Annotated in this window: 20 protein-coding genes and 2 pseudogenes; 8 read left to right on the top strand and 14 right to left on the bottom strand. The window is 69.7% G+C overall.

Annotated features, from left to right (window positions below; translation table 11 throughout):
• Window positions 1–89: 89 nt before the first annotated feature.
• Window positions 90–911 carry a transporter substrate-binding domain-containing protein gene (locus tag D466_RS0105945; RefSeq protein WP_018912795.1) on the bottom strand — a complete coding sequence of 274 codons (822 nt, stop codon included), beginning with the start codon at window positions 909–911 and terminating at the stop codon, window positions 90–92.
• Window positions 912–1,061: 150 nt separating this feature from the next.
• The gene (locus tag D466_RS0105940) at window positions 1,062–1,667 is read right to left on the bottom strand and encodes a TetR/AcrR family transcriptional regulator (protein ID WP_026284951.1); all 606 of its coding nucleotides are present in this window, start codon (window positions 1,665–1,667) and stop codon (window positions 1,062–1,064) included.
• Between the two features lie 91 nt (window positions 1,668–1,758).
• Between D466_RS0105940 and yghU the strand changes: the two genes are divergently transcribed.
• Both yghU and D466_RS23165 read left to right on the top strand, forming a co-directional pair.
• Window positions 1,759–2,637 carry a glutathione-dependent disulfide-bond oxidoreductase gene (gene yghU / locus D466_RS0105935; protein ID WP_026284950.1) on the top strand — a complete coding sequence of 293 codons (879 nt, stop codon included), beginning with the start codon at window positions 1,759–1,761 and terminating at the stop codon, window positions 2,635–2,637.
• A 121-nt stretch (window positions 2,638–2,758) separates the two neighbouring features.
• Window positions 2,759–2,878, top strand: a pseudogene (locus tag D466_RS23165) (cupin domain-containing protein); the annotation flags it as partial.
• Window positions 2,879–2,904: 26 nt separating this feature from the next.
• Here D466_RS23165 and D466_RS0105925 read toward each other — a convergent pair.
• Entirely contained in the window at window positions 2,905–3,945 is a 1,041-nt protein-coding gene (locus tag D466_RS0105925) for a patatin-like phospholipase family protein (protein WP_018912791.1), read from the bottom strand.
• A 123-nt stretch (window positions 3,946–4,068) separates the two neighbouring features.
• On the opposite strand from D466_RS0105925, the gene D466_RS0105920 reads away from it, so the two are divergent.
• Both D466_RS0105920 and D466_RS0105910 read left to right on the top strand, forming a co-directional pair.
• Window positions 4,069–4,497 (top strand): YciI family protein, encoded by a 429-nt coding sequence (locus D466_RS0105920; RefSeq protein WP_026284949.1) that lies wholly within the window; start codon window positions 4,069–4,071, stop codon window positions 4,495–4,497.
• A 147-nt stretch (window positions 4,498–4,644) separates the two neighbouring features.
• Window positions 4,645–6,099: a CVNH domain-containing protein gene (locus tag D466_RS0105910; RefSeq protein ID WP_018912789.1), complete on the top strand. Its 1,455-nt coding sequence runs from the start codon at window positions 4,645–4,647 to the stop codon at window positions 6,097–6,099.
• Window positions 6,100–6,123: 24 nt separating this feature from the next.
• Here the strand turns inward: D466_RS0105910 and D466_RS0105905 are convergent, their stop codons facing one another.
• From D466_RS0105905 to D466_RS0105875, 6 genes and pseudogenes are all read right to left on the bottom strand, one after another.
• Window positions 6,124–7,077: a copper resistance protein B gene (locus D466_RS0105905; protein WP_018912788.1), complete on the bottom strand. Its 954-nt coding sequence runs from the start codon at window positions 7,075–7,077 to the stop codon at window positions 6,124–6,126.
• Window positions 7,078–7,087: 10 nt separating this feature from the next.
• Window positions 7,088–8,818, bottom strand: coding sequence for a copper resistance system multicopper oxidase (locus D466_RS0105900; RefSeq protein WP_026284946.1), 1,731 nt, complete (start codon window positions 8,816–8,818; stop codon window positions 7,088–7,090).
• Between the two features lie 219 nt (window positions 8,819–9,037).
• The gene (locus D466_RS0105895; protein WP_018912786.1) at window positions 9,038–9,433 is read right to left on the bottom strand and encodes a DUF302 domain-containing protein; all 396 of its coding nucleotides are present in this window, start codon (window positions 9,431–9,433) and stop codon (window positions 9,038–9,040) included.
• A gap of 108 nt (window positions 9,434–9,541) precedes the next feature.
• A pseudogene (locus D466_RS0105890) lies at window positions 9,542–9,754 on the bottom strand (HAD family hydrolase); the annotation flags it as partial.
• 183 nt (window positions 9,755–9,937) lie between these two features.
• The gene (locus tag D466_RS22665) at window positions 9,938–10,648 is read right to left on the bottom strand and encodes a Spy/CpxP family protein refolding chaperone (RefSeq protein ID WP_026284945.1); all 711 of its coding nucleotides are present in this window, start codon (window positions 10,646–10,648) and stop codon (window positions 9,938–9,940) included.
• Window positions 10,649–10,679: 31 nt separating this feature from the next.
• Window positions 10,680–10,949 (bottom strand): SHOCT domain-containing protein, encoded by a 270-nt coding sequence (locus tag D466_RS0105875; RefSeq protein ID WP_026284944.1) that lies wholly within the window; start codon window positions 10,947–10,949, stop codon window positions 10,680–10,682.
• A gap of 194 nt (window positions 10,950–11,143) precedes the next feature.
• On the opposite strand from D466_RS0105875, the gene D466_RS0105870 reads away from it, so the two are divergent.
• From D466_RS0105870 to D466_RS23160, 4 genes are all read left to right on the top strand, one after another.
• Window positions 11,144–11,830, top strand: a complete 687-nt coding sequence (locus tag D466_RS0105870) for a heavy metal response regulator transcription factor (RefSeq protein WP_018912783.1) — start codon at window positions 11,144–11,146, stop codon at window positions 11,828–11,830.
• A complete protein-coding gene (locus D466_RS0105865) occupies window positions 11,817–13,250 on the top strand; it encodes a heavy metal sensor histidine kinase (protein WP_018912782.1) in 1,434 nt (477 codons plus the stop codon). The genes D466_RS0105870 and D466_RS0105865 overlap by 14 nt, the downstream gene beginning before the upstream one ends.
• A 116-nt stretch (window positions 13,251–13,366) precedes the next feature.
• Window positions 13,367–13,510 carry a hypothetical protein gene (locus tag D466_RS24415; protein ID WP_196803431.1) on the top strand — a complete coding sequence of 48 codons (144 nt, stop codon included), beginning with the start codon at window positions 13,367–13,369 and terminating at the stop codon, window positions 13,508–13,510.
• Between the two features lie 36 nt (window positions 13,511–13,546).
• A complete protein-coding gene (locus tag D466_RS23160; protein ID WP_081629839.1) occupies window positions 13,547–14,974 on the top strand; it encodes a methyl-accepting chemotaxis protein in 1,428 nt (475 codons plus the stop codon).
• A gap of 47 nt (window positions 14,975–15,021) precedes the next feature.
• Here D466_RS23160 and D466_RS0105850 read toward each other — a convergent pair whose 3' ends face one another.
• The 5 genes from D466_RS0105850 to D466_RS0105830 are packed head-to-tail and all read right to left on the bottom strand — an operon-like array spanning window position 15,022 to window position 20,208.
• Entirely contained in the window at window positions 15,022–16,275 is a 1,254-nt protein-coding gene (locus D466_RS0105850; RefSeq protein ID WP_018912780.1) for a M20/M25/M40 family metallo-hydrolase, read from the bottom strand.
• The gene (locus D466_RS0105845; RefSeq protein ID WP_018912779.1) at window positions 16,269–18,011 is read right to left on the bottom strand and encodes a hydantoinase/carbamoylase family amidase; all 1,743 of its coding nucleotides are present in this window, start codon (window positions 18,009–18,011) and stop codon (window positions 16,269–16,271) included. The genes D466_RS0105850 and D466_RS0105845 overlap by 7 nt, the downstream gene beginning before the upstream one ends.
• Before the next feature lie 22 nt (window positions 18,012–18,033).
• A complete protein-coding gene (locus D466_RS20740; RefSeq protein ID WP_018912778.1) occupies window positions 18,034–18,813 on the bottom strand; it encodes a GntR family transcriptional regulator in 780 nt (259 codons plus the stop codon).
• Window positions 18,810–19,571, bottom strand: a complete 762-nt coding sequence (locus tag D466_RS0105835; RefSeq protein WP_018912777.1) for an amino acid ABC transporter ATP-binding protein — start codon at window positions 19,569–19,571, stop codon at window positions 18,810–18,812. The genes D466_RS20740 and D466_RS0105835 overlap by 4 nt, the downstream gene beginning before the upstream one ends.
• On the bottom strand, window positions 19,558–20,208 hold the full coding sequence (locus tag D466_RS0105830; RefSeq protein WP_018912776.1) for an amino acid ABC transporter permease: 651 nt from the start codon (window positions 20,206–20,208) through the stop codon (window positions 19,558–19,560). The genes D466_RS0105835 and D466_RS0105830 overlap by 14 nt, the downstream gene beginning before the upstream one ends.
• Window positions 20,209–20,211 lie beyond the last annotated feature (3 nt).

The raw sequence follows: 20,211 nt of genomic DNA, 5'->3' as shown, positions 1-20,211 counted from the left end.
GCCGCGAAGTCGCGGAAACGCCGCCCGCCCGGGGGCACTCCCCGGAGCCGGGCGGCGGGTGGACGGCCGCTCGGTACGCGGCCGGCTACTTACTTGCCGCTCTTGTACTGCTCGTGCACCTTCTCCACGTAGGCCGAGTGCTGGGTGATGCCGAACTGGGTCTCGAGCTTGAGCACCTCGCCGGTCTTGGCCCAGTCCTGCGACATCTGGTCCATGAAGGCGTGGAAGTCCTTGTCGCCCAGGCGCGTGGCCATGCCCCAGGGCTTGGCGTCCAGGGTCTCCAGCGGCATGCCGTAGCCGCTCCATTCCTTGTCCAGCAGCTTGCCCAGGATGAAGGTGTTGTCGAAGATGAAGCCGATGCAGCGGCCCTGCTTGAGCGCCGTCAGCGCTTCGGCGGTGCCGGTGAAGGCCACGATGTGCACCCCGTACTTCTGCTCGGAGTCCTTGTTGTAGTAGGTCCCCTGGATGCCGCACACGGACTGGCCCTTGAGATCGGACCACTGGTGCGCCTTGACCTTGTCGGACAGCAGCACGTTGTAGCCCGAGGCGTAGTAGTAGGGCTCGACGAACCAGACGTCCTTCGCGCGTTCGGGCGTCACGTTCATGGTGGCGATCAGCAGGTCGATCTTGCCCTGCTCCAGGAACTGCATGCGGTTCGAGGCGTTGACCGGCACGTATTCGACCTTCACCCCGAGCTTCTTGGCGGCCTGGGCGGCCAGCGACGGCTCGATGCCGACGATGCTGCCGTCGGGCGCCCGGAAGCCGAAGGGCGGGTAGTCGGCCTTCACGCCGACGATCAGGGTTCCGCGATGCTTGATGGTGTCGATCTCACTGGCCTGCGCGGCCTGCACGACCCCGGCGGTGAGCACCAGCCCGAAGGCCAGGCTTTGAATCAGCGACGATACTTTCAATTCACCACTCCATTTCAAGGGCATTGAAGGACCCGCGGCAAGAAACGTCGAGTCCCGGCTCTGGTTGCTGCTTGAAACGAGTTGATTCGCAAACGAACTCCTTGTCAATAGGCGACAGTACCGGATTTGACCCTGGGCGGCGTACGCCCATCATCGTGCCGCGGCACCGACGCCGGCTCCGCTGAGCAGGGCCAGCGCCGGGGCCACCACGTCGTCCAGTACGCCGCGCCGGGGGCGCGCGCGGGCCAGCACGCGCAGACCCATCAGCACGCCCACCAGATGGCCCGCGAGCACCTGGGCCGGCAGCGCCCGCGTGAAGCTTCCGGCCGCCTGTCCGGCCTCCACATGGCGGAGGAAAAAGCGCTCCAGGCGCCTGAGCAAGGAGCAGACCCGCGCGCGCAGCTCGGCGTCGTGGGGCGCGAGTTCCAGCGCCGTGTTGACCAGCATGCACCCCTTGTGCGCCGGATCGTTCAACGAGGCCCGCACGACCTCCTCGAAAAACCCGCGGATCGCCTGCTCCGGGGGCAGCGCGTCGCAACGGCGCATGCGCTCGCCCAGGCGGGTGTCCACGTAATGCTCCAGCGCCGCGCGAAAGATCGCCCGCTTGTCGCCGAAGGCGTTGTACAGGCTGGCGGCGGTGACCCCGCTGCCGCGCACCAGATCCTGCACCGACGTGGCCGCGTAGCCCCGGTCCCAGAAACACTGCACCGCGGCTTCCAGCAGCTGCACCTGGTCGAACTGTCTCGGTCTCGCCATCGTTCCATCCACCACTCGAATCGCCGGGCCTGCACCCGCGCTGGATGCATTTTAGAATACTCATACTAAAACCAGCCACGGATATCCCGACATGGCGAATACGCCCGAATACGTACCCCCGAAGGTCTGGAGCTGGTCCAGGCCCAGCGGCGGCTCCTTTGCCGGCATCAATCGGCCCACGGCCGGTCCGACCCACGAGGCGGAGCTTCCGCGAGGACGCCACCCCTTGCAGCTGTACTCCCAGGGAACACCCAACGGCGTGAAGGTCACGATCATGCTGGAGGAGCTGCTGGCCCTGGGCCACGCAGGCGCCGAGTACGACGCATGGCTGATCGACATCGGCCAGGGCCAGCAGTTCGGCAGCGGCTTCGTCGCCGTCAACCCGAATTCCAAGATTCCGGCGCTGCTGGACCTCAGCGGCCCCTCGCCCATCCGGGTGTTCGAGTCGGGCTCCATCCTGCTGTACCTCGCGGAGAAATTCGGCGCGCTGCTGCCCCCGGATGCGGCGGCACGCACCGAAACCCTGAACTGGCTGTTCTGGCAAATGGGTAGCGCGCCCTTCCTGGGCGGGGGATTCGGGCATTTCTACGCTTACGCGCCCACCAGGATCGAATACGCCATCGACCGCTACGCGATGGAGGTCAAGCGCCAGCTCGACGTGCTCGACCGGCGCCTGAGCGAGAGCGAGTATCTCGCCGGCCCGCACTACACCATCGCCGACATCGCCGCCTTCCCCTGGTACGGCGGGCTGGTCAAGGGCTGGCAATACGGCGCCGCCGAGTTCCTCTCGGTGCAGGACTACCGCAACGTGCAACGCTGGGCCGAGGCGGTGTACGAGCGGCCCGCCGTGCGCCGCGGACGCATGGTGAACCGCACCCGCGGCGAGCCCTCCGAACAATTGCACGAGCGCCACGACGCCAGCGATTTCGAACGCAGGACCCAGGACAAGCTGGCGGCTGCCGCGGACTGAACATTTCCCGGATGGCGCAAGGCCGGTCAGGCGAGCACCACGGAGCGGGCCTGGAGCGACGCGGACAGCGTGGGCGCTGCGCCGGCGCGAGGATCTGTAGTCGGCGGGTACCAATTCCACCGAGGAGAAGCCGCATGCGATGGGCGAGGTGAAGGTGCTGCTCATCGAGCCGCGCGGCGTGGTGAACACGGGCGACGGAGCCCGCGGGCAGCGCACCTTCGACAACGACCCGTGGATTTGAAGCCGGCGGCTGACTCGGCGCGCCGCTCAGGCATGCAGCGGCGAGGCCGGTGCCCAGCCGCTCATGCTGGACCGGCGCCCCACCGCCTCGCCGTGTTCACGCAGCCAGCGCAAGGCCTGCTCGCGGCCCTGGTCGCGCAGGCGCTGGAAAAAGCCCAGGTGCACCACCATGCGGCTGTGGCCGTCGAGCTCGCGCAGGGGCTCGTCCGCGTCGACGCAGTGCAGCCTGGCCCGCGCCACGCGGCGGGGCAGGCGCCCGCAGGGCCAGAGTTCACGCGCGAGCCGACTCCGCGCCTCGTGCAGCAACTGCAGCTCGCGCACCAGCGGCCCGCCGAAGGCCAGTTCGAGCATGCGCGAGCGGATGCCCTCTGCACTGCGCGGCGCGGCACCGAGATCCAGCGGGCTCAGCAGCACGAGCAGGGTATCGGCGCAGGCTTGCTCGAACACCAGCGGCAGCAGCGGAGGGTTGGCGGAGAAGCCGCCGTCCCAGTAGGGCTGGCCGTCGATCTCGACGGCGTGATGGACGTTGGGCAGACAGGTGGAGGCCAGCAGCGCCTGCAGGCTCAGGTCCGCGTTGCCAAACAGGCGCAGCCGCCCGCTTCCCGCATGCGTGGCACCGATGTACAGGCGCGGCGCCGCAGGGTGGCGCAGCAGCTCGAAATCCACGAGCCCGGCGAGCAGCTCGCGCATCGGATTCAAGCCCAGCGGGTTGAACTGATAGGGCGACAGCAGCTGCGCCCACTGCAGCGCCAGGTGCATGGCCGGCCTCAGCGCGAGTTCCTCGCCGGCATGGCCGGCGCCGCCGACCGGCATGCACGCCGCCAGTCGCGTCCAGAAACGCTCCAGGAGCTCACGCGCGGCATCGGCGCCTCCCTGCCGAAGGCCCTGGGCCAGCATCACCGCGTTGAGGGCCCCGGCGCTGCTGCCGCTGAGCGCGCCGAAGCGCCAGCGCCCGTGTTCCAGCAGCGCGTCGAGCACGCCCCAGGTGAACGCGCCGTGCGCGCCGCCGCCCTGCAGGGCAAGATTCAGGGCCGCGCCGCGGCGCGGCAGCCAAGGCTCGAGCTTCATCGCTCCCATCCGGTTGAAACGGGCGTGAACCGGAGCATGCCACAGCAGCGATGACGACCGGGATCGTGTCGAAACACGCCCGCGCCGTTCGTCGTGCAAGATCCACCCTTCCAGGAGACTTCCATGCCCCGATACATGATCCAGGTTCGCGCCACCGCGATGAGCGAAGCCGGCGACTTCCCCGACGACCCGACGCTGGTGCCGCGCATGATGGCCTTTCACGAGGAAATGGCCAAGGCCGGGGTGCTGCTCGACGGCGCCGGCCTGCAGCCCAGCAGCCAGGGCTTTCGCGTGGACTACGACGCCGCCGGCCGGGCGCGGGTCGTCGACGGCCCCTTCGCCGAGACCAAGGAACTGATCGCCGGCTACACGCTGATCCAGGTGTCCTCGCACGACGAGGCGCTGGCCTGGGCGCGGCGCTTTCCGGCGCCCTTCCCTGGCCAGGCCTGCTGCATCGAGGTGCGCCCGCTGATGGGCGGCGTCGACCTTCCGCCGGAGGACGCCGAGCGCATCATCCGCGAACAGCTGGCTGCCATCCGGCAAGGCGGCTGAGGCGCCGCGGCCATGGCCCGGGGGGAGCCTTGCGGACCCGGCATGCCAGCGCCCGGGCAGAGCGCCAGGCCTGTCAATCACCCACGGCATCCGCGGAAAAGCGTACGGACCTACGATCCCTGCGCCTCTCACCCCCAGGAGCCCGGGATGCCAGCGCTCGCCCCATCGTCTGCCGTCCGCCCGGCGGCGGCGCTCGCGCTCACCGGCTGCCTGGCGGCCCTGAACGCGGCGGCCGGCCCGGCGCCCGCATCGGGCGCGGACTCCCCCGCCGGCGAGCCGCTGCCGAGCCCGACGTCCTTCACGGTGCGCAACCGCCTGCACGGCACCTTGCACGGCTTTCGCATCCGCAGCGGCCACGGGCGCTGGGCCGAGATCGGCGAGCTGCCGCCGGGGGAGAGCCGCTTCACCGTGGCGGCGCCGTCGAAGGCCGGCCTGGGCAGCTTCGAGTTCCTGCGCGAGGCGTGGCCGGGCGATGCGGACTACCTGCTCGGCGCCTATGCCCGCGGCGAGGACGGCACCGTGCTCATCGAGCTTTCCGGGCAGCCCGGCAGCGTCGACGGCCGGACGCAGCCGGCCGCACAGGGCTCCTTCACGTTCGAGCCCGCGAGGGCCTCGGCCACTGGTGCGAGCCGCCTCGCTCCCGATCCGCGCCTGCCGCTGGTGGAGGTGCCGGCGGAGCTGGCCGGGCTTTCCGAATTCATGATCTGCGGCGGCATCGGCCCCGGCCTGTCCTTCCTCGGCTGCAGGAGCGGCTCGCTGAGCTTTTCCTCGCTGGGCTATGGCTTGAACCTGGGGCTGACGCTCGGCTACTTCTGGAGCCCGCTGACGCCGCAGGCCCTGGCGCAGCCATTCCCCGTCACCCTCTACACCTTCCAGCCGCTGGTCGGGGCCTATTTCAAGTTCCTCGCCCAGCTGGGCCCCGACTCCGACTCCCCGTTGGAGAACATCGGGCAATTCGTCGGACTGGGCCCCAGCATCGGCGCGGCCTTGAACTGGGGCAGCTTTCAGGGCTCTGGCAAGCTCCGGCAAAGCCCCATGGGAAGCTACCGCGCAAGCTGCAGCGACATCGCGTACGACCCCCGCAGCCAGGAGTTGTCCGCGCAATGCCAGAGCTCCAGCGGCGCGCCCGTGCGCGCGAGCTTGAGTGCCGCGAGCTGCTTCGGGGGCGACGTCGCCAACGATGACGGCACGCTGCGCTGCGAGCTGCCCGCGGGAAGCTACCAGCGCAGCTGCGCGCCGCTGCGCTATCGCCGTGGGGTGCTGCAGGCCCTGTGCACCCGCAGCGGCACCACCACCCAGCTGCGCTCCAGCCTGGACGTGGCCCAGGCTTGCGCGGCCGGCTCCGGCATCTCCAACGTCGACGGCCGCTTGCGCTGCGACCAGCCCTGGCTGCCCTCGGGCCCCTACCGCCGCAGTTGCCGCGACCTGCGCTACGCGGACGGCATACTGCAGGCGCGCTGCGGCTGCCTCGACACCGGTGCCGCCGACCTGCGCCTGGCCTATGCCGAGCAGTGCAGGCCCGGTTCCGACGTGGGCTTCAGCCCCGAATACGCCCGTCCGGGGCGCCTGTACTGTGTCGAGCCGCTCGGCACCGGAACCTAGCCTCGGACTGCCCTGCGGAGTCCATCAGAACCAGAAATGCACACCGGCGACCACGTCCGCGGTGTCGCGGCGCTCGCCCGCCGCCTGCGCGTAGTCACCAGTGCGCCCGAAGCGCCCGCTCCACTCCACGCCGATGTAAGGCGAGAACTGGCGCGAGATGTCGTAGCGCAGCCGCAGCCCCGCGGTGGCGTCCGACAGGCCGCTGCCGATGCCGCGCGCCGGATCGTCCTTGCCGTAGGCGTTGAGCTCGAGCTGCGGTTGCAGCACCACGCGCTGGGTCAGCAGCAGTTCGTAGCTGGCGCTCAGGCGCAAGGCGCTGCGGCCCTGGTCGCCCAGGTAGCCGGTGGCCTCGACGTTGAACCAGTACGGCGCCAGGCCCTGCACGCCGAAGGCCAGCCAGTTGCGGTCCGGGCCGCCGCCGTTGTCGTGGCGCACGCCGAGCTGCGAGTCCCAGTACGCGGCGATGGCGTGGCCCCACAGCAGTTCGGTGCGCGCGTCCTGCAGGCGCCCCTGCGAGGCCTGCCCCTCGGCCTTGAGCACCGCGCGGTTGAAGTCATGCCCGTACCAGGCCTGTACGTCGTAGGTGGTCCAGTTGCCGGAGTCGTGGCTGTAGGCGCGCTCCAGGCGGTCCACCAACACCGAGCCGAAGCTCTCCTGGTCCGCCAGGCGCGGCGGCTTCACGCCGGCCGGGATGTAGGGGCCGGTGCTCAGCGTGTAGCCGCCCGAATCGGCGTTGGCCGTACGAGGCGTGGCCTGCGCGGGAGCCGGGACCGTACTCGCGGGCATCGCAGCGTCCGACGCGCCCGCGGGCATGGATGCGCCCGGGTCCGGCGCGGCCATGGCAGGCTTCGCGGCGTCGGGGCTGGCCGGCATGGCCATGCCTTGCATGTCCATCGCCTGTGCCGCGGCGGGGATCGCGGAACCCATGGCTGCCGCAAGGATGCTCGCGTGAAACGTCGTGTGGATCGTCTTGTGCATGGTCGTTTCCTCAGGCCACCAGGATTTCGCGGAACATGCCCGCATCCATGTGCATCATCAGATGGCAGTGCCAGGCCCAGCGCCCCACGGCATCGGCGCTGACCCGGTAGCTGATCTGCTGCGCCGGCTGCACCGGCACCGTGTGCTTGCGCACCAGGAAATGGCCGTCCGGATCCTCGACCTCGCTCCACATGCCGTGCATGTGCATCGGGTGGGTCATCATGGTGTCGTTGACCAGGGTGACGCGCAGGCGCTCGCCGTGGTGGAACAGGATCGGCGCGGAGTCGCCGAAGCTCACCCCGTCGATGGACCAGACGTAACGCTCCATGTTGCCGGTGAGGTGGAACTCCAGCGTGCGCCCCGGCTCACGCGCATCGAGCGGGCCGCCCACGGTGTGCAGGTCGGCCAGCGTGAGCACGCGCCGTCCGTTGCCGCGCAACCCCACGCCGGGGTCGTCCAGGTTGGTACGCGGCTGGTCGACGCGGGCGTCCACGCCGGGACCGTATTCGGTGGGTGCGTGGCGCGCCGCGGGCGAGGAACCCATGTCCATGCCCGGCATGGAACCCATTCCCGCCATGCCGGACATCGACGACATACCCATGTCCAGCATGGTCAGGTTCTGGCGCGGATCCATCGCCGGCACAGGGGCGCTCATCCCCGGGCGGGCCGCCAGCGTGCCGCGTGCATAGCCGGTACGGTCCATGCTTTGCGCGAAGATCGTGTAGGCATCGTCGGTCGGGCGCACCAGCACGTCATAGGTCTCGCCGGGGCCGAAGCGGAATTCGTCCACCGTCACCGGCTCCACGTCCTGCCCGTCGGTCGACACCACGGTGAGCTTCAGGCCGGGGATGCGCACGTCGTAGAAGGTGTCGCCGGCACCGTTGATGAAGCGCAGGCGCGCGACCTTGCCGGGGTTCACCTGAGCCGTCCAGTTGCCCGCAGGCGTGGTGCCGTTGGCCAGGTAGCTCAGCGTGGCCCCCGACAGATCGGACAGGTCGCCCCAGCTCATGCGCATCTGCTGCCACATGGCGCGCTTGTCCAGCGCGGCGCGCAAGCCGTTGCGCCTGACGTCCTCGAAGAAATCCACCGCCGTGGGTTCGTGGTAGTTGTCGAAGCCGCTGTCGGCCTTGAGCCTGGCCAGCACGCGCATGGGGTCCGCGTCCATCCAGTCGGAAAGCAGCACCACGTGGTCGCTGTCGGCCTGCACCGTGTGGCCGTGGGCGGGATCGATGATGATGGCGCCGTACAGCCCGGTCTGCTCCTGCATGCCGGCGTGCGAGTGGTACCAGAAGGTTCCCGACTGGCGTACCTGGAAGCGGTAGACGAAGGTCTGCCCCGGGGCGATGCCGGCGAAGCTCAGGCCCGGGACTCCGTCCATCTGGTAGGGCACGAGCATGCCGTGCCAGTGGATGGCGGTCATGCGGGCCATGCGGTTGGTGACGCGAATGGTCACCGTGTCGCCTTCGCGCCAGCGCAGCGTGGGCCCCGGCAGCGAGCCATTGACAGTGGTGGCCATGCGCGCATGGCCGGTGAAGTTCACCGGGGTCTCGGCGACCACCAGGTCGAATTCGGTGCCGCGAAGCTCCGGGGCGCTGCCCGTGTGCGTGGCCGCAGGCCGGCCCTGTGCCTGCGCGGCCAGCGTGGGCAGGCCGAGCAGCACCCCGCCGGCAGCCAGGCCCTGGACGAAGCGGCGCCGGGCGATTCCCGCCCCACGGAGCGCATCTGGGTATGAACGTTGCATGGATTCCTCGGTTCCTGAAGGAATTCGCCGCGCGGCGGGCTCGTGCCCCGCGGACCGTTGGGGAGCGAAGACTCTTCGCACCGACCAACGCATGCTAGAAACGCCATACTTTCCGGAGCATGACCGACGGATGACAGTTTTGTCATCCGCGGCGCCACGGAGGTCATCCCGCTCGGAACAAGTCGCCAGCGGTCACCCGGCACATCGCGCTCGACCGCTTCAGCCGCGCAGCGACTCGGCCACGCGCAGCAACCTGGAACGAACCTCCCCACCCAGGCTCTCGATCTCCGGCCGGGCGACCATGCCCAGCACCGCTTGCGGATCCATGAACACGACATGGACCGCGCCATCGGCATCCTCGCGCACGACCACGTTGCAGGGAAGCAGAGCCCCGATATCCGGGTCGGCCTGCAGGGCCTGGTGTGCGAACTGGGGGTTGCAGGCCCCGAGAATCACGTACGGGCGCTGTTCGACGCCGAGCTTGGCCTTGAGCGTGGCCTGCACGTCGATCGTGGTCAGCACGCCGAATCCCTCCTGCTTGAGCGCGTCGGTGACGGACTGCACGGTGGACTCGAAGCCCTTCGGGCTGTGGACGCTGAAGACGTAGGAACTCATGACACTCTCCTCGTATGGGCTGGGGTGGGCTCATGCATTTTGCCGCCTTGCCGCTCGCGGCCCTACAGCTTCGCCCGGCGCAGGCGCAACGCGTTGGTCACGACCGAGACCGAACTGAAGGACATCGCCGGCGCTTTCCATGGCGACGTCGGTGCCGGTGCCCATCGCGATGCTCACCTCTGCCTGGGCCAGCGCCGGCGCGTCGTTGATGCCGTCACCGGCCATCGCGACGAAGCGCCCCTCGGCCTGCAGGCGCTTGACGTGCTGCGCCTTCTGTTCGGGAAGCAAGCCGGCGATCACGTCGTCGATGCCCAGGTCGCGGCCAGCAGGGCCGCCATCAGGACGGCGCCGCGCACGCGGCGCCTGATCGTCGGTCTCATCGCATGCTCCAGTTTGGCGAGTTCCGTCACGCTCCCCGAAGGACACCGGGGCTCGAGGAGGTTCCGCCGGGCCGGCAGCCAGGGTTTTCGGCCCCTCGCGCAAGCCGTCCCGGCGGGACCGGACTCAAGGCGCGTCGCCGAGGCTGTCGCGCTGCTGCGGCGTCAGCACCGCGTCCATCTGCCTGGCCGCCTCCAGGCGGTTGCGCAGCATCTGCAGGCGCACTTCCGACAGCGCCGTGGCCCGCTTCATGATCGCGTCGACATCGAGCTTGTCGCCGGCGGCCTTCCCCCAGGACTCGAACATCACCTTCTGCATGGACTGCATCAGCGGCCACTGCTTGTCGAACAAGGCCTTCTCGATCCCCACGACCTTGGTGCGCTGCGCGTCACTGAGCTGGGGATTCACGCCCCACCCCCCGTAGGCGCCGAAGCCGCCCATCATCCAGGGACCCATGCCGTAGCCGCCGTAGCCTCCCATCATTCCGGGGCCGAAGCCGCCGTAGCCCGCCATCATCCCCGGACCGAAGCCGCCATAGCCCCCGTAGCCTCCCATCATGCCGGGGCCGAAGCCGCCATGGCCGCCACGCGCCCAGCCCCGCGGGTGCGGGCCCGCGGCTCCACGCTGCCAGGCACCGCCCGAGTAGCCCGGGCCATAGCCGCCCATCATGCCCGGGCCCATGCCATAGCCGTAGCCGGGGCCGTAAGCCTCGGACTGCGTGGTCGCCGCGGGAGCGCTGGCCGTGCCCGCCGCCAGGGCAGGAAGCGCGGCCGCGCCGAGGATCATCACCGGCGCGGCCACCAGGCCGAGCGCCGCACGCTTGTTCCACTTGATCATGATTCGCTCCTTTGCGAACAGAAAATCGGATTCAACGCAGGTCCAGGTCGGCGCGCCGGCGCTTGTATTCGTCGGCGTCGATCTCGCCCCGCGCATAACGCTCGTCCAGGATGGCTCGTGCCGAGGACCCCGGGACCTTCGGCATGGCGTGATGCCCACGCATGCCGATGAACACGTCGCGCAGCAGTCCCACCACGAGCGCCACGACCACGATGACCAGCAGCAGCATGAACACCCAGCCGAAGCCGCCCATCATCCCGTAGCCCCATCCCCATCCACCGGGGTGTCCGTACCACATCATGTCGTTCTCCTTTCAGTCGGTTCTCGTCCGACGGTCGCGGCGAGTCGCCTTGCGCGCTGCCACCGGATGCTTGATACCCAGATTAGTATCCGGACCCTGTCTCTCGGATGACCCGTCGATTACATTGATGTCATCTGGTGGTCATGCCTGCGCAAGCATGCCCTGGCTAGAGTGTGGGCAAGGACGGTACGGTGATGAAACTGCTCGTGGTCGAAGACGAGGCCAAGACGGCCGACTACCTGCGCCAGGGGCTGAGCGAGGCGGGCTTCGTCGTCGATCTCGCGCGCAACGGCCTGGACGGACACCACCTGGCGATGACCGGCGACCACGATCTGATCGTGCTCGACGTGATGCTCCCCGACGTCGACGGCTGGCGCATCCTGCGCGCGCTGCGCGAGGCCGGGCGCGACGTTCCGGTGCTGTTCCTGACGGCGCGCGACAGCGTCGAGGACCGCGTCAAGGGGCTGGAGCTCGGCGCCGACGACTACCTGGTCAAACCCTTTGCCTTCACCGAACTGCTGGCGCGCGTGCGCACCCTGCTGCGCCGCGGCCGCAGCCCCTCGCAGGCCGACAAGCTGCAGGTGGCCGACCTGGTGCTCGACCTGCCTCGGCGGCGTGCCAGCCGTGGCGGCACGCGCATCGCCCTGAGCAACAAGGAGTTCGCGCTGCTCGAGCTGCTGGTGCGTCGCCAGGGCGAGGTGCTGCCGCGTTCGCTGATCGCCTCGCAGGTGTGGGACATGAACTTCGACAGCGACACGAACGTCATCGACGTGGCCATCCGGCGCCTGCGCGCCAAGGTGGACGACGCCTTCTCACCCAAGCTGATCCGCACCGTGCGCGGCATGGGCTACACGCTGGACCTGCCCGATGCCGATGCTTGAGCGGCTCGGGGCTCGCGCCGGACGCCGCGCACGCCGCCCGGCGTCGCTGGCGCTGCGCGTGACGGCGTGGGTCGGCCTGGCCACCACGCTGACCTTCCTGGTCGCAGCGGCGGCGCTGGAATCGTCGATCGAGGAGCACTTCGCGGGCCAGGACCTGGGGCAGCTTCGCCCGGTGGCGCAGACCCTGCGCCTGGCCCTCGACGACGCTGCCGCCGGCGTCGGCAGCGAGGACCTGCAACAGCGTTTCGCCGAGACCATCGCGGATCACCACGAGGTGTACTTCCGGGTGGAGGGTGCGGACGGCCGCGTGCTGTTCGACGCGACTCCGGCGGGACTTGCCGCGCGCGCGCATGCCGACCCGGCCGTGGCGCAGCTGGATGCCGCCGCGCTGCGCATCTGGACCACCGGCGGGCGCAGCTACCGCGGCGCGGTGCTGCGCATCGATCGCGACACCGTGATCCTGGCGACCGCCATCGACTACCACCTTCGCTTTCTCGCGGCGCTGCGGCGCGCGCTGTGGCTGGGCACGCTGGGGGCCAGCGCCTTCAGCGTGCTGGTGGCCTGGCTGGCGGTGCGCCAGGGGCATGCGCCGATCCGGCGCATCGGCGCGCGCATGCGCGAGGTCGGCTCGGAGCGCCTGGACGTCCGCCTCGACCCGGACAAGGTGCCGGTGGAACTGGCCGGGCTCGTCGCCTCCTTCAACGCGATGCTCGAACGCATCGGGGAAAGCTTCGAGCGCCTGTCGAACTTCTCCGCCGACATCGCGCACGAGTTGCGCACCCCCGTCACCAACCTGCGCACGCAGACCCAGGTCGCGTTGTCGCGCGCGCGAAGCGCCGAGGACTACCGCGAGATCCTCTACTCCAACCTGGAGGAATACGAACGCATGAGCACGATGATCGGCGACATGCTGTTCCTCGCCCAGGCCGAGCACCAGTTGATCCGGCCCGAGCACACAGAGGTGGACCTGGGTGCCGAGGTGAGCGAGCTGTTCGAGTATTTCGAGGCCTGGGCCGAGGAACGCGGAGTCGGGCTGGAGACCTTCGGCGAAGCCCCGCGAATTCGCGGCGACCGCGCGATGCTGCGACGAGCCCTGTCGAATCTGCTGTCCAACGCCATTCGCCACACCGCGGCCGGAGAGACGGTCAGCGTGCGATTCGAAAGCGATCCGGCGGGCTGGCTGGAGATCCGCGTCGAGAACCCCGGGCCCGACATCGCCGCCGAGCATCTGCCCAATCTGTTCGACCGCTTCTACCGCGTCGACCCTTCGCGCCAGCGCAACGGCGAGGGAGCCGGCCTGGGGCTGGCCATCGTGAAGTCGATCGTCGAAGCACACGGCGGCCGGGTGGGCGCCATGTCCTCCGGGGGCCGCAGCGCCTTCTGGCTGCGTCTGCCCCCCGATTCGCGCGCGCGCCGCTGAAGGGCCATCGCGTCCGGACGACATGCACATGCTGCGCGACGCCCTATCCGTGAAATAGTTCTAGGTCCCGCGAGGCAACTCGCGCGACAAATACGTCTCCCAACAATTCGCGCACCATGCCATCCGCCCGCCCTGCTCACCTCCCGCTTCGGTCCCGGCATCTCGCGGCCTGGCTGGCGATCGTCGCGTGGATCGCCTATACCGGCCAGCGCTTGTGGCTGTTCCAGCTGCTGCGCCATCTCCCCGGCTGCGGCGGCTGAACCGGCACGCGGCGCGCGCATCACACGGAGTACCTCATGAGCACGGAGCCGTCCCATTCCTCGTCCCTGCTTCGGTCCGACATGGCCGACGTGCGGGCCGACAGCCTGATGGGCATCACCCTGGCCGTGGTGTTCGCCATCAGCGGCGGACTCGCCTGGTTCACGAACAGCCTCGGCGAGGCGGCCAGCATCGGCCTGCCGGCGCTGCTCGTGCCCCTGGCCGTGGCGCTCTTGGTGCCGGGAAGCCTGGCCTCCCGCTGCGCCTTCGGGGCTGCCTACATGGTCTTTTGCGCACTGATGATCCAGCAGGCCGGGGGCATGATCGAAATGCACTTCGGCATCTTCGTGCTGCTCGCGCTGCTGATCGTGTACGGGGACTGGCGCCCCATCGTGCTCGCCGCGGCGCTGATCGCGGTGCACCACGTGCTGTTCAACTACCTGCAGGAACAGCACCAGGGCATCGAACTGTTCAAGGACGGCGCCAGCTGGTTCATCGTCGCGGTCCACGCGCTGTACGTGGTGTTCGAGGCCGTGATCCTGATCTATGTCGCCCACGTTCTGCGTGCCGAGGCGAACATGCTCGGCGCGGAGCCCCGGGAGGTGACCGGCGCCATGGGCAGGCTCGCCGCAGGCGACTTCAGCCAGGCGATCCGGGTTCGAGACGGTGACCGCTCGAGCGTGATCGCGTCGATGGCCTCGATGCGCGACACGCTGGCCGCGCTGATCGCCTCGGTGCGCGCCTCCGCCGATCAGCTGCTTTCGGCTTCGTCCCAGGTGGCGTCCACCTCGGAGAGTCTGTCGCAAGCGACGAGCGACCAGGCCGCCTCCGTGGAACAGACCTCGGCCACCGTCGAACAGTCCACGTCATCGATCCGGCAAAGCGCCGACAACGCCCGCCAGACCGACGCCATGGCGCGGCAGGCGGCCACCCAGGCCTCCGAGGGCGGCACTGCGGTCCAGGACGCCGTGGCGGCCATGCACAGCATCGCAGAGCACATTTCCGTCATCGAAGACATCGCCTACCAGACCAATATGCTGGCGCTGAACGCGGCCATCGAGGCCGCGCGTGCCGGCGAACATGGCAAGGGCTTTGCCGTCGTCGCCGCCGAAGTACGCAGGCTGGCCGAGAAGAGCCAGGCCGGGGCCAAGGAGATCGGCCACATCGCGTCGACCACCGTGGCGAAGGCCGAAGCTGCCGGAACGCTGCTGGAGCCGATGGTGCCGGCGATCGAGAAGACCTCGGGGCTGGTGCAGGAGATCGCCTCGGCCTCCGAGGAGCAGGCCGCCGGCATGCAGCAGATCAATCAGGCGGTCGCCCGCCTGAGCTCGGTGACCCAGCAGAACGCCTCCGCTTCCGAACAGCTGGCCGCGACCGCCGAGCAGATGACGGCGCAGGCCCAGCGACTGCAGACCCAGGTGGGGCGCTTCCGGGTCGCCGCGCAGGGTGTGGCGCCAGCCGCGTAGCTGGCTCGCGACTTCGGCGCTCCGGCGCAGCGCATCCCGGCGCAAGGTCAGGATCGCGCGGCGCCGGCGATCAGCAGGTCCAGCAGGGTGCGGGCCACGACCTTGGTCGCACCGCGCAGGTCCTCCAGGCGGATGTGCTCGTCGGCGCGCTTGGCGTTCGACTCGCGCACGGTGCGCGGGCCGGCGCCGTAGATGGCCGCGGGCACGCCCCGTTCGCTGTACAGGCGCACGTCCGTGTACAACGGCGTGCCGGTGACGGGAATCGCTTGGCCGAAAATCTCCTCGGCGTTGCGCTGCAAGGCCCGCACGAGTTCCCGATTGCCGTCCAGCGGCCTCAGGGCATGCGCCAGCAGCATGCGCCGGACTTCCACGCGGATCCCCGGCTGGCGCGCCGCGACCTCCGCGATGGCGGCGCGCAACGAGGCCTCCACCTGCGCCGGGTCCTCCTCGGGAATCATGCGCCGGTCCAGCTTGAACACGACCTTGCCCGGGACCACGTTGGTGTTGGTCCCGCCTTCGATGGTGCCCACGTTCAGGTAGGGATGATCGATGCCCGGAACCTTCGAACGCAGCTCGCTCAGGCCGCGATTGAGCTCGTAGAGCCTGCCGAGGATGGCCACCGCGGCCTGCAGCGCGTCGACACCGCTGTGCGGAATCGCCGCGTGCGCCATCACGCCGTGCACCGTGACCTCCAGTTGCAGGCAGCCGTTGTGGGCGGTGACCACCTGGTAGGAAAAACCGGCGCCGATCTCCAGGTCGGGGCGGCTCAGGCCCTGCGACAGCAGCCACCCCGGGCCCAGCTCGCCGCCGAATTCCTCGTCGTAGGTGAAGTGCAGTTCGACGCCCCCTCGCAGTGGCAGTCCCAGCGACTCCAGGGCACGCAGGGCGAAGCTGTAGGTGCTGAAATCGCTCTTGCTGACCGCGCTGCCCCTGCCGTAGAGCTTTGCGTCGACCAGCTCCCCACCGTAGGGATCGTGGGTCCACCCTTCTCCCGCCGGCACGGAGTCGCCATGGGCGTTGAGCGCGATCACCGGCCCACCCTGTCCATAACGCCTGCGCACGATCAGGTTGGTGATCGAGCGCAGGCCTTGCTCGCGCACCCGCTGCTTCGGCACCGCATGGCGCTCCACGGCCAGGCCGAACGCCTCCAGCAGTTGCGCGGTCCTCTCGGCGTGCGGCGCGTTGTCTCCGGGCGGCGTGTCGCAGGGCACGCGCACGAGTTCCTGCAGCATGCGGACCTGCTCCTGGAAATGCTCGTCGACCCAGCGATCCAGGGCCGCGTGATGGGATGTACTCAGCATGACACGCAAAAGTCCTCGATCATTCGTTGAAAGGCCAGGCACGCCAGTTGCAGGTCGTCCGCGGTGCTCGACTCCAGCGCGTTGTGGCTGATCCCGCCGAGGCTTCCGCGCACGAACAGCATGGCCTGCGGGAGCAAGCGGTGCATTTTCATGGAATCGTGGCCGGCGCCGCTGGACATGCCATGCGCCTCGACTCCCAGGCCGGCCACGGCTCGCTCCCAGCGCTCCTGCAGGCCCGCGTCGCTCGGCGCCGCCGGCTCGCGCAGGGTCTCGCGCAACTGGGCGCGCAGCCCGCGGCGCCGGCACACCTCGTGCAGCCCCTTCTCCACCACGGCGCGCACGCGGTCGCGCAGCGCGTCCGCCGGGGCGCGCACGTCCAGGCTGAAGCGACAGCGTCCCGGCACCACGTTGACCGACCCGCCGGGCACCTCCAGCTGGCCGACCGTGGCCACGGCACCCGGCTCGGCCGCGGCGCTGCGCTCGGCCAGCAACATCACTTCGGCCACCGCGCAGGCGGCATCGCGGCGCGCCTGCATGGGTGTCGTTCCGGCATGGCTGGCCACGCCGACGACCTCGCCGAGCGCACGCCAGCTGGCGTTGATGGAATGCACGACTCCCAGCGGCAGGTCGAGCGCCTCGAGTACGGGCCCCTGCTCGATATGAACCTCGACGAAGCCCAGGTAGCGCGCCGGATCCCGGCGCAGCGCATGGATCGCCTGCATATCCGCGGGCAGGCCGGCCTCGAGCATGGCCTCGCGCATGCGCATGCCCTGCGCGTCGCGCAGATCCAGCCACGCGGGGTCGAAGGCCCCGATCAGCGCGCTCGAACCCAGGAAGGCCGCCGCGAAGCGTTGACCCTCCTCCTCCGCGAAGCCCACGACCTCGATGCCGAAGGGCAGGCGCCTGCCCTCGCGTGCCAGCTCGCGCACGCAAGCCATCGGCACGAAGATTCCCACGCGGCCGTCGAGTCGGCCCGCGTCGCGCACCGTGTCGTAATGACTGCCCGTCAGCAAGCGCGGAGCATCCCGACGATCCGCGTGGTACAGCCCGACCACGTTGCCGACCGCGTCGACGTGCACCTCATCGAAGCCGCACTCGTTCATCCATTCCCGCAACTGCCCGGCGCAGGCACGGTGCGCCTCACTCAGGTAGGTGACCGTTAGCCTGCCCTGTTCCCGCCACGGCGGCTCGCTGTGCCGGGCCAGGCGCTCGCACCAGTCGAGCACCTGCTCCCCGAGCAGCGGGCGCAGGCCCAGCTTGCCGTTCAGGCGCAACTCGGCGATGCGGTGGAGCTGGCGCAGGCTCTCGGCGAGCTCCATCTCCGGGGGGTTTTCCAGGCGGCGCTGCAGGGCGCCGAGGATCTGCGCCGCACCCAGGCCCCGCGCAAGCGGCCCGGCGAGGTCCGGCACGAAGGGCCATCCGAATTGCCGGGCATATTCGGCGGCCAGTTCACGCATGCGCCGGAGCTCACCCTCACTGGCCTGCATGCGCCAGGCTCCACCGGGGCCTGCCTCGTCCGTGCCGGAGTCGCTCGCGGAGAAATCCCCATGGGCCAGCAGCAGCGAGACCTGCTGCTCGTGCGTGGCCTCGCGCACGATCTGCGCGAGGCGGAGCTTGCACGCAGCCGGCGAGCTCAAGGGCAGCGCCTGCCACGCGCGCTCGGCGAGCCAGGGCGCGCAGCCGTAGAGCTCGCCCACCAGCGCGGCGACGTCGGCGCGCGTGAAAAGCTGGAGCATGGATGCTTGCGACACGCCTGACTCAGCTTCGGGATGCGCGCGGCCCCACGAGGCCCGGCCCCTGGCGGCCGTGGCCGAGCGCCTCGTGCAGATCGGCGCCGGGCGTGCGGGGGTGATAGAGCAGCGAATCCTCGGTGGCCGCCAGGTGCTGCTCCATCAGGCTGCGGGCCAGTGGGGCATCGCGCATCTCCAGCGCACGCAGGATGGCGACATGCTCGTCCGAGGAATGCTGCGCGGCACGCGAGGACTGGTACATCAGCGTGATCAGGGCGCAACGCGAAATCAGCTCCGAGAGCAACTGCGCCAGTACGTCCAGGCCGACGCGGCGGGCCATCAGCACGTGGAAGTCCCCCAGCAGTCGCGTGCGGCCGCGCACGTCGGTGCGCACCACCAGCTCCTGCTCCTGGGCGATGTGCTCGCGCAGCGCGCGGAAGTCCGCCTGCGTCGCCTGCTCGCAGAACACCCCGACCAGGTATTGCTCCATATGCCGGCGCACGGCGAACACCTGGCGCGCCTCCTGCACCGACGGGGCGGCGATGAAGGCGCCGCGCGCCGGCTCGAGCGTGACCAGGTGGTCGCGCTCGAGCTGGAACAGCGCCTGGCGCACGATGGTGCGCGAGACCCCGTAGATGCCGGCGAGGGTCTGCTCGGTCAGCTTCGCGCCGGGCGCCAGCCGATGCTCGACGATCGCCGTGGTGATGGCCTCGACGATCGCACGCGTCGGATTCGAGGGGACCGCCGGCGGCCGGCCCGCGCGGCCTGGCGGAGCCGGCCTGGCATGCAGCGCCCCGGTCGCGCTCATGATGCGAGGTGCCCCAGGAACTGCGCCAGCTCCGGCGTACGCGGAGACTCGAACAATTGCTGCGGGCCTCCTGTCTCGTGGATGCGCCCTTCGTGCATGAACACGATGCGGTCCGACACACGGCGCGCGAATCCCATCTCGTGGGTCACCATGGCCAGGGTCATGCCCTCGACCGCCAGGGATTCGATCACCCGCAGCACCTCGCCCACCAGCTCGGGGTCGAGCGCGGAAGTGATCTCGTCGCACAGCAGAACCGACGGATGCATCGCCAGCGCGCGCGCGATCGCCACGCGCTGCTGCTGTCCGCCCGAGAGCTTCTCCGGCGCGGCGTCGAACTTGTGTTCCAGTCCGACGCGCGCGAGCAGCTCGCGCGCCTCGCTCTCGGCCTGGGCGCGAGGAGTCCCGCGCACCAGGCCGGGCGCCAGCATGACGTTGCGCCCCACGCTCAGGTGCGGAAACAGGTTGAAGCCCTGGAAGATCATCCCCACCCGGCGGCGCAGCTCGCGCAGTGACTTGGCATCGTGCGCCTGCACGGTCTGCCCCTCGACGGTCAGCTCTCCGGTATCCAGGGTTTCGAGTCCGTTGATGCAACGCAACAGGGTGCTTTTGCCGGATCCGCTGCGGCCGATGATCGCCACCACCTCGCCGGGCGCGATGTCGAGATCGATGCCCTTGAGCACCTCGGTGTCGCCGAAGCGCTTGTGCAGTCCGCGTATGCGCACGGCCGCGCGGGCGGGGGAGGTCTCAGCGGGGAGCATGGAATTTCCTTTCGAGTGCGCGACTGGCCGCCGAGATCGGGTAGCAGATGCAAAAGTACAGCGCCGCCACCAGGGCGTAGACCTGCAAGGGGCGGAAACTGGCGTTGGCGATCATCGAGCCGGCCCGTGTGAGCTCCACGAAGCCGATCACCGAGGCGAGCGCGGTGCCCTTGACCACCTGCACCAGGAAACCCACGGTGGGCGCGATGGACACGCGCAGGGCCTGCGGCAGCACGACGTGGCGCAACTGCTGCGCGAAGCCCAGGCCCAGGCTGGCCGAGGCCTCCCATTGACCTCGGGGCACGCCTTCGACGCAACCCCGCCAGATCTCGGTCAGGTAGGCGCTGGAGTACAGCACCAGCGCCAGCGCCGCGGCGCTCCACTGGGAGACCTCGAAGCCCAGCACGCCGAGCCCGAAGTAGACGATGAACAGCTGCATCAGCAGCGGCGTACCTTGGAACAACTGCACGTATCCCTGCACCAGGCGCAGGGCCGCGGCCCCGCCTCGCATGCGCGCGAGCAGCAGCAGCGCGCCGGCCAGGCCGCCGCCCGAGAACGCGATCAGGGACAGCACCAGGGTCCAGCGCGCGGCCAGCAGCAGATCGCGCACCATGTCCCACAGCGTGAAGTGCACCATGGT

This window comes from Thiomonas sp. FB-6, assembly GCF_000377645.1.
Taxonomy (GTDB): domain Bacteria; phylum Pseudomonadota; class Gammaproteobacteria; order Burkholderiales; family Burkholderiaceae_C; genus Thiomonas_A.
The sequence above is the reverse complement of the archived record's forward strand: the minus strand, read 5'-3'. Positions and strand labels throughout refer to the sequence as shown.

What these genes read in the sequence shown, in the direction of transcription:
- D466_RS0105940 (WP_026284951.1), bottom strand. Translation starts at nt 1,667, where the DNA reads ATGGCGAGACCGAGACAGTTCGACCAGGTGCAGCTGCTGGAAGCCGCG.
- yghU (WP_026284950.1), top strand. Translation starts at nt 1,759, where the DNA reads ATGGCGAATACGCCCGAATACGTACCCCCGAAGGTCTGGAGCTGGTCC.
- D466_RS0105925 (WP_018912791.1), bottom strand. Translation starts at nt 3,945, where the DNA reads ATGAAGCTCGAGCCTTGGCTGCCGCGCCGCGGCGCGGCCCTGAATCTT.
- D466_RS0105920 (WP_026284949.1), top strand. Translation starts at nt 4,069, where the DNA reads ATGCCCCGATACATGATCCAGGTTCGCGCCACCGCGATGAGCGAAGCC.
- D466_RS0105910 (WP_018912789.1), top strand. Translation starts at nt 4,645, where the DNA reads ATGCCAGCGCTCGCCCCATCGTCTGCCGTCCGCCCGGCGGCGGCGCTC.
- D466_RS0105905 (WP_018912788.1), bottom strand. Translation starts at nt 7,077, where the DNA reads ATGCACAAGACGATCCACACGACGTTTCACGCGAGCATCCTTGCGGCA.
- D466_RS0105900 (WP_026284946.1), bottom strand. Translation starts at nt 8,818, where the DNA reads ATGCAACGTTCATACCCAGATGCGCTCCGTGGGGCGGGAATCGCCCGG.
- D466_RS0105895 (WP_018912786.1), bottom strand. Translation starts at nt 9,433, where the DNA reads ATGAGTTCCTACGTCTTCAGCGTCCACAGCCCGAAGGGCTTCGAGTCC.
- D466_RS22665 (WP_026284945.1), bottom strand. Translation starts at nt 10,648, where the DNA reads ATGATCAAGTGGAACAAGCGTGCGGCGCTCGGCCTGGTGGCCGCGCCG.
- D466_RS0105875 (WP_026284944.1), bottom strand. Translation starts at nt 10,949, where the DNA reads ATGATGTGGTACGGACACCCCGGTGGATGGGGATGGGGCTACGGGATG.
- D466_RS0105870 (WP_018912783.1), top strand. Translation starts at nt 11,144, where the DNA reads ATGAAACTGCTCGTGGTCGAAGACGAGGCCAAGACGGCCGACTACCTG.
- D466_RS0105865 (WP_018912782.1), top strand. Translation starts at nt 11,817, where the DNA reads ATGCCGATGCTTGAGCGGCTCGGGGCTCGCGCCGGACGCCGCGCACGC.
- D466_RS24415 (WP_196803431.1), top strand. Translation starts at nt 13,367, where the DNA reads ATGCCATCCGCCCGCCCTGCTCACCTCCCGCTTCGGTCCCGGCATCTC.
- D466_RS23160 (WP_081629839.1), top strand. Translation starts at nt 13,547, where the DNA reads ATGAGCACGGAGCCGTCCCATTCCTCGTCCCTGCTTCGGTCCGACATG.
- D466_RS0105850 (WP_018912780.1), bottom strand. Translation starts at nt 16,275, where the DNA reads ATGCTGAGTACATCCCATCACGCGGCCCTGGATCGCTGGGTCGACGAG.
- D466_RS0105845 (WP_018912779.1), bottom strand. Translation starts at nt 18,011, where the DNA reads ATGCTCCAGCTTTTCACGCGCGCCGACGTCGCCGCGCTGGTGGGCGAG.
- D466_RS20740 (WP_018912778.1), bottom strand. Translation starts at nt 18,813, where the DNA reads ATGAGCGCGACCGGGGCGCTGCATGCCAGGCCGGCTCCGCCAGGCCGC.
- D466_RS0105835 (WP_018912777.1), bottom strand. Translation starts at nt 19,571, where the DNA reads ATGCTCCCCGCTGAGACCTCCCCCGCCCGCGCGGCCGTGCGCATACGC.
- D466_RS0105830 (WP_018912776.1), bottom strand. Translation starts at nt 20,208, where the DNA reads ATGGTGCACTTCACGCTGTGGGACATGGTGCGCGATCTGCTGCTGGCC.